Genomic DNA, 12,539 nt, shown 5'->3' on the forward strand with positions numbered 1-12,539 from the left:
TAATATGTGGGATTTAGCGTAATTTTAGTATAAAAACCATTACAACTTAGCCGCTTCAAAGATTCCGACATAAATCGGGCTGTTTACCGTTTATAGATTTATCAGCGTCACTCACGTTCTTTACTTCCGGCCTCGGCTGAATATGAAAATACGATTACTATTACTTTTTCTTTGCGCATTCCCCTTTCTGTCAACCTCTTACGGCCAGACTGTTAAGCATACTTACCGGTTTTACGAGACATTCGACGTGGCAGCTCCCGAGTGCGGGCCCGCGCTTACGCCTGCGAAAGCACTGGGCGCGTGTGGCGCTCCGGCTACTGGTGGCGGATTTGTAAATGATGTTTTACCATGCGGCGTGCGGCGTACAGTTTATCAAAATAATCTGAACTGGGGCCTCATGTATCCCAATACAGAAGGAGCAATAACAGACAACTACACCATCCAAATGTATGTCAAGCCCACCGATTGGGGCAAAACGTGGGCGCGGATCATTGACTTTTCAAATGGTGTATCCGATCAGGGAATTTATTTCAAAGACAAGAATGGCTCCGCGGACCGCTGCATTGATTTTTACCCTTACGGCATCGCAGGTGCCTGTCCGTTTTTTAATACAAACACTTATTATCTGCTGACATTCACGCGAAATGGTCAAACGGGCATTATGGATGTATATGTAGATAACACGCTTTTTGCGTCTTATAATGATGCCGACGGCAGATACGTTGGCAAAGCAGGAACGCCTATTTATATTTTCCGGGACGATCAGTCGGTTTCCTGTGAATCGGGGCAGGCTAATTTTGGATATTTGTCGTTTACGGACCGGTATTTTTCTAAAACGGATGTGGATAAGACATTTACCGATATCTGTTTTACAGCTAACATAAATCCGAACGCAGACTTCTCAACCGTGCCGTTCAACATTTGCAAAAGCGACCAGATTGTTGAAATAAAATACACGGGCACCATCCCGGTCCCCGGCGACGGCTACAAATTCGAATGGGATTTTGACGGTGCACAGGTTATTTCGGGACGAGATATGGGTCCTTATATGGTAAGATGGAACAGCGCAGGAAAAAAAGATGTGCAGCTGAAAATTACCAATTTGCTATGCCAAAACGAGATCACCAACATTAAGCAAGTGGCTGTCAGTGACCTGAGCCTTACCACCACGCTACAACCCGGAACCTGCGATGGCAACAGCGAAGGAACACTTGCAATCACCGGAAAAGGCGGCACGATGCCGTATCAATATTCGATAGATTCCGTTAATTATCAGGCAGATGCAACATTTAAACTCTTTCCGGCCAACTATAAAGTTTTCATGAAGGACGGCGATGGATGCGTGGTCAGTGAGCCCGTGAAAGTTGAATTTTCAAGCAATATCAATGTTCAAACCATTCCCGACACGGTTGTTTGTGCAGGTGAATCGGTGCAGCTTTTCACAACCAGCAACGCGCAAACATTCACCTGGGAAACACAAGTGGGCCTGGACAATCCAAACTTAAAGGATCCGGTTGCAAGTCCCTCAACCACAACACAATATATTGTAAATGCATCGCTAGGTGTGTGCAATCTGAGAGATACGGTTACGGTTCAGGTGGCCCCGGCGATTGAGGTGCGCACCACGCCTGATGCATTGATAGACGTCAATGTTCCTTTTCAACTAGTCGCTTCATCGCCGCAAGTCACGAACCTGAATGACGCCACCTTCACGTGGTCGCCGCCGGATGGGCTTACCAATCCTTCGAGTCCGAGCCCGCGGGCGACGCTGCAGGCAGATCAAAGTTATACCGTCTTCATTACTTCAGGGACGGGTTGTACGGGAAAAGCAACTGTTAATCTGCGGGTAAGACGACGCGAAAACCTCAATGTTCCGACAGCATTTACGCCGGACGGTGATGGTAAAAATGAGATCTTAATGCCGGTGATTAATGAGATTACCAGCCTTAATTATTTCAAAATATACAATCGATGGGGGGAATTGATGTTTTACACCAAAGATATGAATAAGGGCTGGGATGGCACATTTGCAGGAAAACAAGCCATTTCCGGGACTTATGTATGGATGATTGAAGGAATCTCCAACGAGGGAAAGGTGATGCGGAAGAATGGATCCGTAATGCTGATCAAGTAGAGTGTTTTAAATGAACTAATGAACAGTTCATTTAAAACACTGTCCGGCTGAGCGGAGCCGAAGCCCTCGCTCAGTGTGACAAGCTACTTAATCCAGCTGAATTCATATTGCAATTCCGGAACTCTTGTCCGGTCTGCAATTCTCTTTAATCTATCGGGCAGCGCCATCAGGTAATCTCTGGCTTTCTCAGCCTTTTCGTTAATATTCCGAACGGCGCCTATCTCCCACTCTATCAACAAACTATCAAGAATTTCGATGTAATCATTGGTTGTATATACCCCGAGCCTTTGTGCTGCATCGGAGAAATGAGAGAATGTGTCACCCATTTTCACACCCGATTCACGCAGGAAATGTGCAGGCATTACGATCTTTTTACGCATCATATCTTCGAGGGCCAGAAGTAGTTCCGAAGGATCCACCTCTAAAATACGCCTTACAAAGTCCTTGTATGCTTTTGCATGACGCATTTCGTCAGAAGCGATCACACCACAGATTTTGGACAAGTGCGGGTTTCCGAATTTCTTGGCCAATGTCGCCGTTCTTCTGTGCGAAACATTGGTTGCCAGTTCCTGGAAAGAGGTGTAAATGAAGTTCCGGTAAGGATCACGGTCTGTCCCGATATCAAAACCATCTGCGATCAGAAACTGCGTTGAAACCTCCATAGCGCGCATATTCACACGGCCAGACAAATAAAGATATTTATTCAGAAGATCACCGTGACGATTTTCCTCCGCTGTCCAGGCACGCACCCACTGGGACCATCCGGACGGATTATTAACCTGATCCACGCCAATTACATCCATTAACCAGGATTCATAAGTAGGCAGCGCTTCTTCGGTAATGGTGTCTCCGATCAGCACTGCAATGTAGTCGTAAGGTAATTCGCGGCAGCTTTCCTGCAATAACTTGACTTCGCTGAAAAAATTTTCATCGCTGGAATCCGGCAAAAAATCCTGCGGTTGCCAGTTCTCCTCAATTGGTTTTAAATATTCCGTCATAAGCACATTCAGGTCCTTTCCTACATGTTGCATGACTTCGAGTCTTTCAGCTGAAAGTGCGGTATCCATTATATTTCTATTTTTAGCTCTGTTTGTTAATTTACAAATTACGTGAATTTAATGTAAGTTTTGAATGACTTTTATCATTTCACAGCTGATAAATTAGCATAATCGAAGCAGTTTTAAACTATTTTTGCAGAAAAAAACGGATGAAAAAAATTCTCGACTATGTTCTTAGTGCTATTTACCTGACTCATTTTGGCCTAACCCTTCTCGTCTTTCACGTTTTACAGGTTATTGCATTTCATGTTTTTGGCAAAAAAGTACACAAAGCCGTTGTCGACTATCTCAACTTTTTCCTTACCTACGGCTTGTATCTCACCGGCTCCCGCATTACGCTGCAAAATCTGACGCAGCTGCCTGATAACCGCCCTATTATTTTTGTTGCCAATCACCAAAGCACATTCGATATTCCGGCGATCATCTGGTTTTTAAGAAAATATCACCCGCGGTTCGTATCTAAAATAGAACTATCAAAAGGCGTTCCAAGCATTTCTTATAACCTGAGAAAAAGCGGTGCAGCGCTCATCAACAGGAAAGATGGCAAACAAGCTGTAACGGAGATAGCGCGGCTGGGTAAACTCATCCACGATGAAAAAACATCTGCCATAATCTTTCCGGAAGGAACACGCACAGCCAGTGGCATCATGAAACCCTTTGTCCCGGGCGGCGTAGCCACATTGCTGAAACGCGCCCCGGATGCATTGATCGTTCCGATCGCGATTAATGGGACTGGCTCATTTAACCCCAAAGGAATTTTCCCTCTCAAATCATTTTCCCACCTCTCCTGGACCGTGCTTCCCGGCATCGAGCCTGCCGGAAAAAAAGCAGAAGATATTCTGGCAGAAGCAAAAGAAGCTATCCAAAATTCGATTTCAAAAAGTTAAGTATCTCAAAATCAAATCGTCCTGTACAGCGTTTAAACGGTTGTTTTTTCCTTAACAATCATTAACAAGCGCAATTTAAACCTATGTCTTTTGTGGCCCTCTAACCCATGAACTTAAAAATTTATTGGTCATGAAAAAGATATTTTTTGCAGTCGCACTGGTCACATTAGGATTTACAAGCGCATTCGCCCAATATGGTGCAACACCTCACTCAGAACGGGGTGACCGCCGTCACTACGAGTATCGTGAGCGGGGCGGATCTGAGATCAACTATCTCCAACGCGAAGCGCGCCAACGCATTGCGGCCGGAATCAACCGCGGCACATTGTCTTCCCGGGAAGCTAACGCGCTGATGAACCGCTACGAGCGTATCGAGGCCCGCGAGAGAGAATACAGCCACCGCGGAAGGTTGTCACCAAGAGAAACCCGGATCCTCCGTGAAGATCTGGAAGGATTAATGGCCGACACACGCAGAATGAGCGATCGCCGCAGCGATGGCTGGGCCCGTGACAACAGAGGCAGATATTAAGCAATTAAATGGCAGTTGAAGGTTTAGGGTAATTTGGAAAACATCCGGTCGGTTGACCGGATGTTTTTTTTGATCATGATTACAGGTGACCCGTTTCTGCCGTATAACAGCTTGCCTGACTGTGATTTCTGCCGTTTTTAAAATTTTAAACAAAAGCGCTTTCCCCTGTAATGGCGCGCCCGACAATGAGCGAATTGATCTCTTTGGTTCCTTCGTAAGAATAGATCGCCTCTGCATCCGCGACGAAACGTGCAATGTCATATTCCAGCAAAATCCCGTTTCCGCCGAACAGCTCCCGCGCGTGATCCACAATTGATCGCATGCGCAATGTGCTGAAAACCTTTGCAAGGGACGCATGTTCGTCGGTAAGCACGCCGCTGTCTTGTAGTTGAGACAGTCTGTAAACCAATGTTTGCATGGCCGTAAGATCACCGAGCATGGTTACCAAAAGATCCTGTACGAGCTGGAATCCGGCAATCGGGCGGCCAAATTGTTTTCTTTCCAATGTATATTTCAATGCAAGCTCATAAGCGCCGCGTCCGCAACCTACTGCCTGCCAGGCCACGCCAGCGCGGGTCATGCGCAACACATTGGCCGTATCTTTAAACGAATTAGCATTTTGAAGGCGGTCTGTTTCCGGCACTTTACAATCCGTCAAAGTGATCAAAGCATTCTGGACCGTCCGCAGCGCCATTTTGTCCTGCATTTTCTCCGCTACAAACCCTGGATTTTCTTTTTTTACGATAAACCCTTTTACCTGATTATCAGCCAGATCTCTCGCCCAGATGATGGTAATGTCCGAAAACGTTGCATTACCGATCCATTTCTTCTGACCATTGATAACCCATTCATCCCCAATGCGTTCACAGGTTGTAGTAAGTCCGCCTGCCACTCCCGATCCTACTTCCGGCTCGGTTAATCCAAATGCCCCGATAATTTCCATCCGCTGCATAATCGGCAGCCAATGTTGCTTCTGCTCCTCCGAGCCGCATAAGTAAATCGAACCCATCGCCAGTCCGCTGTGGACGCCGAAAAAGGTTGAAATGGATGAATCCACACGTGCCATTTCCATCGCTACAAACCCTTCCAGCAAAGCGGATTTGCCTGCGCAGCCGTAACCCTTATAAGTAAGCCCGCTGATGTTCAGCTTAGCCATCAACGGAATAATGTGCATCGGAAAATGGGCTTTATTCCAATACTCGTTTGCGATGGGCCTGATTTCCGTTTCCATAAAGTCACGCACTTTCAGCTGAATTTCGCGATCCTCCCCTGTTAATGTGGCGCTAAGCTCGTAGAAATCGCCATTAACAACCGGCGGCGCCTTCTTTTTGCCCGATCCCGCTTCCATGAACTTCAACATTTTCCCAAGATCTTCCTCACTCATTTTAGACACGACACCCATCATTCTATTTAGGTCCACCTTCTTGGAAAGCTTTCCCAGCGCATCCAGATCAATGTTTTTAAGTAATGTTCGTATGTCGGAAAATGATTCAAGAAATCCCATAATGCTGATTTTAGTTGATTGCAATTTTTCTTTCTAGACAAAGTCCCGTTTCCCGGGAATCTATTCCATCCGAAAGAAATCGTTTCAATGTGTAGAATTTAATAATCATCGGAAACGTATAGGCCTTGGGTATGAAAATTGAGCATTAACCTGAAAAATCAGACGAATATGGCAACGCAAGCAAATAAAGAAAATGTAGAAGGCGGCTCACCGACACATGGAGGACCAAAAGGCAAAGAGAAGCAAAAAGACGACAGCGCAAAACCTTCGAAAACCCTTTCGAAAGAAGCGGCCAGGGAGTCGGAAGAAGAAAATATGACGGGCAAGAAAGGTTATAACGAAACGCCTCCAACCGTGCCCGTCAAATCAACTAAACAATAAGCTGTCATTTCATCTCCGACAATGCTTCCAATGCGGCGGCGAGGTAAACCATGGGTGCATTCCAGTTGATCGCAATCTCATTGGAAGCATAGGAACAATCGTCATCCGTGAACGACTCATCTGCAAATTTGCTGGTATAGGTCGTGCACTTGTCCTGCTGAGCCGGATTGGGACCACCTGATAAAAGTCCCGGAACAGGATCAACGACGCCATCGGCAACAGACAGCCGATGGTGCGGATGCATAACGCGTTTTGATCCAAATCCCGTCAGAAATGAGTATCCCGTTGCATTCCTGCCCAGCAAATAATCCAGGTTTCCCTGTGCGGCCAGTGCGTATTTCGGATTTTTTGTGAGTTTAAAAGCGTAAAGCAATGCTATTCCCTGGTTGGCCGCCACTGAACTGCTGCCCCAAGCATAATCCTTGGCCGTTTTGCCCATGACCGTGTGATATGGTTGCTTTTCCAGGTCTTGAAGCAGATTATCTGCAAAAGAAATAATATTCGTTTTCAGGCTTTTGGTTAATGCTGGATCAGTTTTGAGTTCATCCGCAAACCTGATCATCGTGTAATAACCCAAGGTTTTGACCTGACTCCAAGTGGGCAACGGCATGGGCTGGTCGGCTTGAAATGCAATGTCTTTCAAGTAGTCGGATTTTTTAGTGAGCGCGTACATTTCCGCCGCAGCCCAGATCCATTCATCATTCACATTCCGGTCGCCATATGCGCCTGTCACAACGTCCGGATCAAACTTTTTATTCATTTCATCCTGATTATAAAGCACCGCACGATTCTTTTTGGCCCACTCCCAGCCTGTCACGGCGGCAGTAACACAGGAATCGGAAAGACCTGGAAATTTATTGTCAAAATTCTTGAAAATACGCCCCGATTGGGCCATAACAGCAACAAAATCCAATGTGGCAGCCGTGCCTTTCTGAACAACATAACGCGGATTTTTGCAAGCATCGGGCATGACCATGCCGTCAAACCTTGGATTTGTTAATTTGTGGTAAACCCCACCATCCGCAGGATCCTGCATTGTTAGCATCCAACGCAAATTGTACAGTGCTTCGTCCAGCAGGTCGGGAACACCGTTGTTGCTCTCGGGAATGTTAGTGATGAAATTTTCGCAAAAAGACGGATAATCTTCATACAATGACAGCAGCGTGCCCATTGTGATGCCGGAATTGACGATGTATTTATTATAATCTCCTGCATCATACCAGCCTCTTGTTGAGCTGATTACTGCGTTCTCCGCCTTTCCCTCAGAAACAGCAGAAGCGTGGATCAAAACCTTATCGTCGGGGTGTCCGGCTGGGCGTGACCACTTACCTGCAAACTTTTTGGGCAACTCCACAGAGGCCCGCTGGTAATAAAAGCCTTTAAGCGATGCAGCGGCAACATCTTTATAAACATGATCCCTGATTTCAAATGGCGCAGATTTGCCCAGAGACGGAACTTCCAAAACATATTTCCCCGCCTTACGAACGTTCGAAAAATTTGCGATCCGGCTCATTTTCCCCGAATGCTGATTGGTCCGGGGCTCGCTCAGTTTACCTTTGAAAACCGTTTTCCCGGTTGCAACATCTTTCAGTTGAAAAGCCGTTTGTTTCTCACCAAGTACAACGGCAATTTTCTCTGCATCAGGATAAAATCCGACCTGATTTAAACGTACCGGATCGGGCACATTCTGACCGGAAGCAGGCAGCGCCAAACCAATAATTGAACAAATGAAAACGAGGGCAATCTGGTATTTAAAGAGCGGGAACGGCTGCATGGACTTAATTTTTGACTGATTGTGCTACCCTACTTTTTTTGGTCCTACCGAATCGTAAACAACCACTTTTTCCCACAAATGCGCATAATCCTTAACAAATTCCAGGTGGATCGGGTGCGTCTGATAGATTTCCTCTTCGATGATATTTTTAAAAAAACACATCCATGAAAATGTGTAATCTCTTACAATAACAGACCGGTTTGTCTCTGCAGGTTTCCCGATATGTACATATTGGATCGTCGGGACTTTTGCCAGCTTGTTTAAACCTTCCAGCAATTTCGCCTCATCCTGTGCATTATGAGGATCTTTCAGGTAAAAATAAACGTGGTGAATAAACAGCTCCTTTACTTTTTCCGGCTCGGCTGCGAGTGGGGAAATTGAAGCGATTGTGGCCAGTCCGGCATTTTGCAAAAACTTCCGTCTTGATTTGTCTTCCATGTTATTAAGCGAGTATCCCAGTTCTGATCGGGAAGGATTTAAAAATTAGCAATTCCAATGTTAATCAACACCAAGAATACAACTTCTTTCCAATCTTTTCAAACCAGGCGTTCATGGTAAGATTTAAAAAAGCAGGTCTTTATGTAAAAATACATCAGACCTGCCAACATCATGTACATCACGAAAAGGGATTTGGGCATTGCGGCTTTCACAGCCTGCCTCACCATAACCTGCATATTCGCTGCCTCTCCCAGGGCCATCCTCGACTCGTCCATTTTTGACTGGAATGATATGGAGGCAAAAACCACCAAAACCGGAGCGGTAAGGACCGTCTTTCGCTCACAAACAGCGACATTGGACGAACTGGAATGTCATATAACAACATTAAACCCAGGCGACAGCTCGCACCCGCCGCACAAACACCCCGAAGAAGAAATTATCATTATCAAAGAAGGGACCGTTGAAGCGCTGGTCAACGGCAAAATGAAGCAAGTAGGCCCCGGCTCCGTCATTTTCCAAGCCTCCAACCAAATGCACTCCATCAAAAACGTAGGCAAAACGCCAACGACATACCATGTATTTAGCTGGCACTCTGCTGGGATACGGAAGTAACTAGGTGATTATCGGATTACTACTTCTTTAAAAATTTTTCAGGGACAGGGTAAGCTTCCAAAAGCGCCCGCATCTTTTCTGATTTTTTCTCGAAGTGGGCAGTAATTATTTCGATTTTTCTTGCAAGTGCCTTTTCTGCCTCGGCGTCTTTTGTTTTTTCAAGTGTTGTGTCCATAGTGATTAGTTTTGTTTAAGTAAAAATATAAAATCATTTGAGGGATAGCAAAAAGGCGTCGTAATTCACTCCTGGTTCTAAATTTTGCCATTCACCCTGCCAGTCGGGAATAGCTCCGATACGCGCATCGGGACAATGTATGTCCAATACCAAACCCTGCACTTTGTAAATTTCCTTTAAATCCCTTAAATGTTTGTTGATACCCATTTGGTATTTCCGGGTTCGCATTGGGCAGCTGCCAGTCGCGTAAATATTAGCTTCGGGAATTTCACTAAGAAAATTCAGAGTTGTATGAGCTACAGTTCCAAGAATCTTGTCCGTGTCACCATTACGCGTTTCAATGGAATCATCGACCTTCTCGAGTAACTCATTCCAAACACCAAATCCTAGATTGTATGCATTGTCGCGTAGCGGCGTAAAGATAATGATCATTTCAATGTTCCCACGAACGCCATCGCTATGGAATTGATAGATACGCGCACTTAGCCTCTCGACTTGATAATTCTCAACCTTCATAAAAAATCATAGTGTGTAATGAGCCACAATAATACCAAAAAAGCGCCACAGAATACTGCGACGCTTTTGGCAAGAATAAATTAATGGACTTTACTACTTCGTCTTCGCGTAGTCTGCTGCCATGGTGTTGATCGCTTCGTCTTTTAAATGCTCTGAGGCGATTACCAGGCGATAACGGAATGTGGTGGATTCGCCTTTTTTTAGTTTGAAATTCAGTGTTTCTTTTCCGTTGCTCAGGGCTTTCATTCCTAATGGATTTACGGCGAAAAGACCGTAGCCGCGGGCGTGCCAGTAAGCTGGATAACCTACGTTTTTCGGGTGATCGATCATGGCGACGCTGATGTTTTCGTCTTTGATCTTTCCTGTGAGGTTGCACCAGATGGCGCGCTCGCCCCAAACATCCTCTCCCTCCACTCCATTGCTGTTGCGGTAATTTCCACTGATTCCTTCGTTGTTCATGACCGGAACCTTGGTGGCAATGCCGCTGGCGTCTGTGAAGATCTCAGGTTTGTTGGAAGGCAATTCCAGCTCGCGGGCTACACGGATCGCAAACATTCCGTCCTTAATGTCGGGCATGGCCACTTCGTCCAGCACGGCGGTTAATGTTGTGGAGCGGTCTATGATGCGCTGATCGCCTTTGCCGCTGAAATGATAGGTTGTGGTTTCCTTTAATGTGAGGACACCATTTTTATCCTTCCAATCTGCGGTTACCGTCAGCTCACCTTTGTCTTTTCCACCTTTCATGGATTTGATGCCGGTGTGAACAATGGTCCCGTAAGCACGTTTTGCGTGGTCAACGGCGTCGGAATTATTCCAGTAATCATTGCCGTTGACATCCTCATAATTGAGCCAGATCCCGACATGGTGCGGGTGATCGACGCGCTCACCCGGTCTAGGATCGAGTGGCCAGCCTCTGGTAATGAGTGTGCCTTTTGCCGTTTGAACGGGATAGAGCACCGCTTTTTTCAATTTATCTTCACCCGGATAGAAATAAGATGTAAAAGCTTTGCCGTCGATTTTGACTTCAACCTTCTTTTCCTTCTCATTATTAACCAGATCCACTTTTTGAGCTTGCACCAACCCACCTGCTGCAAAAACAGAAAGCGCGGTTACTGCAATGCCCTTCGTTATAACGTTCACGTTCAATGTCGTTTAGCTTAAAACAATGTCTTTCTTCTTAGGATCCCAGCTCACGCGCTTGCCTGTATGAAGCGCCTGGGTGGCCATAATGTTCGCTACCGAGTGATTGAAGCCAACACGCGCAGGCGCATTGCTTTCTTTACGGCTGCGGATACATTCCATCCAGTTGCGCATGTGAAGTGAAGTCATCGGATCTCCGCCGGTGTTGGCGTCTGTTGCAATTTTATCGCCTGCTTTCAACGACATTTCCGTCAGCAAGTTGGCTTCCATGCCCATTCCTTTGGCATCTTTTGCTTTCAAACCGCCTTCGGGAGTGATCTTGTTGGTGTCGAGGTTGATCATTCCTCCATTAGAGTAGTAATATTCCTTCACGCCGCCTGCTTCGTTATTGAAACGGGATGAATAAATCACCTGGAAGCCTTTTTCCTTGTTATCAAATGGTCCGTATTCGAACGCGGCGCTGAATGTATCCACATTCGTGCGGCCATCTTTCCAGGTATAAACACCACCATTGGCTACAACATTCCGTGGTGCATCAAGTCCTGAGAACCAGTGTACTGTATCAATCTGGTGCGCCATCCATTGTCCTGGAATCCCAGAAGAATATGGATAAAACAAGCGGAATTCAAGATAGAAGCGTGGGTTCCATGCCACTTTCGGACGGTTCATCAGGAAGCGGTCCCAGTCTGTATCCTCTTTTCTGATTTGGGAAACTAGCTCTTTACGTCTCCACCGGCCAGGCTGGTTTACATTCCAGGTCATTTCCACCGTGGTAATGTCGCCAAATTTGCCCGATTTAATGTATTCATAAGCAGCCCAATAGTTAGGTGCACTGCGACGCTGCGAACCCACCTGCACAATTTGCTTGGACGCTTCAACAGCCTTCAAAGCGATTTTCGCATCTTCCAATGTTTCGGCAAATGGTTTCTCAACATATACATCACGGCCCGATTTCACGGCTTCCGCACAATGCAATGCATGCTGGAAATCTGCCGTGCTGATGATTACCGCGTCCACATCCTTACGACCCAGCAGTTCTTCGTTGTTTCTTGCTTTTGCAAATTCCGCAGATGCGTAAGGCTTTCCTTTCATAAACGCCTCAGCTTCATCACGGCGGCGGTTCCAAAGGTCGGATACGCCCATAAACTCAAAGTTCAGTTCTTTTGCATGATCAGAAAAGCTTGGGGCCAGCGAGCTGCGGAAACGATCGGAAAAACCAATAATCCCCACACGTACGCGATCATTCGCGCCCAAAATTTTCCGGTAACTTGCTGCGCTAAAAGCATTTGAACCAACCGCAACACCCGCCGAAGCCAGTGCTGCATTTTTTATAAAATCCCTCCTGCTTGTCATGATATTGATCTTAAAAAGTTAATTTTCAGTTAATGTGC

General features: G+C 46.1%; 13 protein-coding genes. 5 read left to right on the forward strand and 8 right to left on the reverse strand.

All coding sequences use genetic code 11. The features are described from left to right. The first annotated feature begins 142 nt into the window (after positions 1-142). Positions 143-2,134, forward strand: coding sequence for a gliding motility-associated C-terminal domain-containing protein (locus tag L0660_RS22590; RefSeq protein ID WP_235161423.1), 1,992 nt, complete (start codon positions 143-145; stop codon positions 2,132-2,134). 83 nt (positions 2,135-2,217) lie between these two features. On the opposite strand, the gene L0660_RS22595 is transcribed toward L0660_RS22590, so the two are convergent. Then, the gene (locus tag L0660_RS22595) at positions 2,218-3,201 is read right to left on the reverse strand and encodes an acyl-ACP desaturase (RefSeq protein WP_233796012.1); all 984 of its coding nucleotides are present in this window, start codon (positions 3,199-3,201) and stop codon (positions 2,218-2,220) included. 140 nt (positions 3,202-3,341) lie between these two features. Here L0660_RS22595 and L0660_RS22600 point away from each other — a divergent pair, with 140 nt between their 5' ends. Both L0660_RS22600 and L0660_RS22605 read left to right on the forward strand, forming a co-directional pair. Next, positions 3,342-4,079 (forward strand): 1-acyl-sn-glycerol-3-phosphate acyltransferase, encoded by a 738-nt coding sequence (locus L0660_RS22600; protein WP_233796011.1) that lies wholly within the window; start codon positions 3,342-3,344, stop codon positions 4,077-4,079. A gap of 130 nt (positions 4,080-4,209) precedes the next feature. Continuing rightward, on the forward strand, positions 4,210-4,608 hold the full coding sequence (locus L0660_RS22605; protein ID WP_235161424.1) for a hypothetical protein: 399 nt from the start codon (positions 4,210-4,212) through the stop codon (positions 4,606-4,608). Positions 4,609-4,753: 145 nt separating this feature from the next. Here L0660_RS22605 and L0660_RS22610 read toward each other — a convergent pair whose 3' ends face one another. Continuing rightward, positions 4,754-6,112, reverse strand: a complete 1,359-nt coding sequence (locus L0660_RS22610; protein ID WP_235161425.1) for an acyl-CoA dehydrogenase family protein — start codon at positions 6,110-6,112, stop codon at positions 4,754-4,756. Positions 6,113-6,280: 168 nt separating this feature from the next. Between L0660_RS22610 and L0660_RS22615 the strand changes: the two genes are divergently transcribed. Beyond that, a complete protein-coding gene (locus L0660_RS22615; protein ID WP_233796008.1) occupies positions 6,281-6,493 on the forward strand; it encodes a hypothetical protein in 213 nt (70 codons plus the stop codon). Between the two features lie 4 nt (positions 6,494-6,497). Here L0660_RS22615 and L0660_RS22620 read toward each other — a convergent pair whose 3' ends face one another. Continuing rightward, positions 6,498-8,267, reverse strand: coding sequence for a glycoside hydrolase family 9 protein (locus L0660_RS22620; RefSeq protein WP_235161426.1), 1,770 nt, complete (start codon positions 8,265-8,267; stop codon positions 6,498-6,500). 24 nt (positions 8,268-8,291) lie between these two features. Further along, on the reverse strand, positions 8,292-8,705 hold the full coding sequence (locus tag L0660_RS22625; protein ID WP_235126062.1) for a Dabb family protein: 414 nt from the start codon (positions 8,703-8,705) through the stop codon (positions 8,292-8,294). 171 nt (positions 8,706-8,876) lie between these two features. On the opposite strand from L0660_RS22625, the gene L0660_RS22630 reads away from it, so the two are divergent. Further along, on the forward strand, positions 8,877-9,317 hold the full coding sequence (locus L0660_RS22630; protein ID WP_235161427.1) for a cupin domain-containing protein: 441 nt from the start codon (positions 8,877-8,879) through the stop codon (positions 9,315-9,317). Between the two features lie 19 nt (positions 9,318-9,336). On the opposite strand, the gene L0660_RS22635 is transcribed toward L0660_RS22630, so the two are convergent. The 4 genes from L0660_RS22635 to L0660_RS22650 form a co-directional block, all read right to left on the reverse strand. Next, complete coding sequence (locus tag L0660_RS22635) at positions 9,337-9,492, reverse strand: hypothetical protein (RefSeq protein WP_233796005.1); 156 nt, start codon at positions 9,490-9,492, stop codon at positions 9,337-9,339. Positions 9,493-9,525: 33 nt separating this feature from the next. Next, positions 9,526-10,008: a DUF6934 family protein gene (locus tag L0660_RS22640; protein ID WP_235161428.1), complete on the reverse strand. Its 483-nt coding sequence runs from the start codon at positions 10,006-10,008 to the stop codon at positions 9,526-9,528. Between the two features lie 93 nt (positions 10,009-10,101). Continuing rightward, the gene (locus tag L0660_RS22645; RefSeq protein ID WP_409013466.1) at positions 10,102-11,139 is read right to left on the reverse strand and encodes a PmoA family protein; all 1,038 of its coding nucleotides are present in this window, start codon (positions 11,137-11,139) and stop codon (positions 10,102-10,104) included. A 21-nt stretch (positions 11,140-11,160) separates the two neighbouring features. Continuing rightward, on the reverse strand, positions 11,161-12,501 hold the full coding sequence (locus tag L0660_RS22650; protein WP_026630409.1) for a Gfo/Idh/MocA family protein: 1,341 nt from the start codon (positions 12,499-12,501) through the stop codon (positions 11,161-11,163). Between the last annotated feature and the right edge of the window lie 38 nt (positions 12,502-12,539).

It is taken from the genome of Dyadobacter sp. CY351 (genome assembly GCF_021502625.1).
Lineage (GTDB): Bacteria > Bacteroidota > Bacteroidia > Cytophagales > Spirosomataceae > Dyadobacter > Dyadobacter chenhuakuii.

Bases quoted from the DNA above. Each gene is read 5' to 3' on its own strand.
- L0660_RS22615 (WP_233796008.1), top strand. From the start codon at position 6,281: ATGGCAACGCAAGCAAATAAAGAAAATGTAGAAGGCGGCTCACCGACA.
- L0660_RS22650 (WP_026630409.1), bottom strand. From the start codon at position 12,501: ATGACAAGCAGGAGGGATTTTATAAAAAATGCAGCACTGGCTTCGGCG.
- L0660_RS22605 (WP_235161424.1), top strand. From the start codon at position 4,210: ATGAAAAAGATATTTTTTGCAGTCGCACTGGTCACATTAGGATTTACA.
- L0660_RS22630 (WP_235161427.1), top strand. From the start codon at position 8,877: ATGTACATCACGAAAAGGGATTTGGGCATTGCGGCTTTCACAGCCTGC.
- L0660_RS22635 (WP_233796005.1), bottom strand. From the start codon at position 9,492: ATGGACACAACACTTGAAAAAACAAAAGACGCCGAGGCAGAAAAGGCA.
- L0660_RS22610 (WP_235161425.1), bottom strand. From the start codon at position 6,112: ATGGGATTTCTTGAATCATTTTCCGACATACGAACATTACTTAAAAAC.
- L0660_RS22620 (WP_235161426.1), bottom strand. From the start codon at position 8,267: ATGCAGCCGTTCCCGCTCTTTAAATACCAGATTGCCCTCGTTTTCATT.
- L0660_RS22640 (WP_235161428.1), bottom strand. From the start codon at position 10,008: ATGAAGGTTGAGAATTATCAAGTCGAGAGGCTAAGTGCGCGTATCTAT.
- L0660_RS22595 (WP_233796012.1), bottom strand. From the start codon at position 3,201: ATGGATACCGCACTTTCAGCTGAAAGACTCGAAGTCATGCAACATGTA.
- L0660_RS22600 (WP_233796011.1), top strand. From the start codon at position 3,342: ATGAAAAAAATTCTCGACTATGTTCTTAGTGCTATTTACCTGACTCAT.
- L0660_RS22590 (WP_235161423.1), top strand. From the start codon at position 143: ATGAAAATACGATTACTATTACTTTTTCTTTGCGCATTCCCCTTTCTG.
- L0660_RS22625 (WP_235126062.1), bottom strand. From the start codon at position 8,705: ATGGAAGACAAATCAAGACGGAAGTTTTTGCAAAATGCCGGACTGGCC.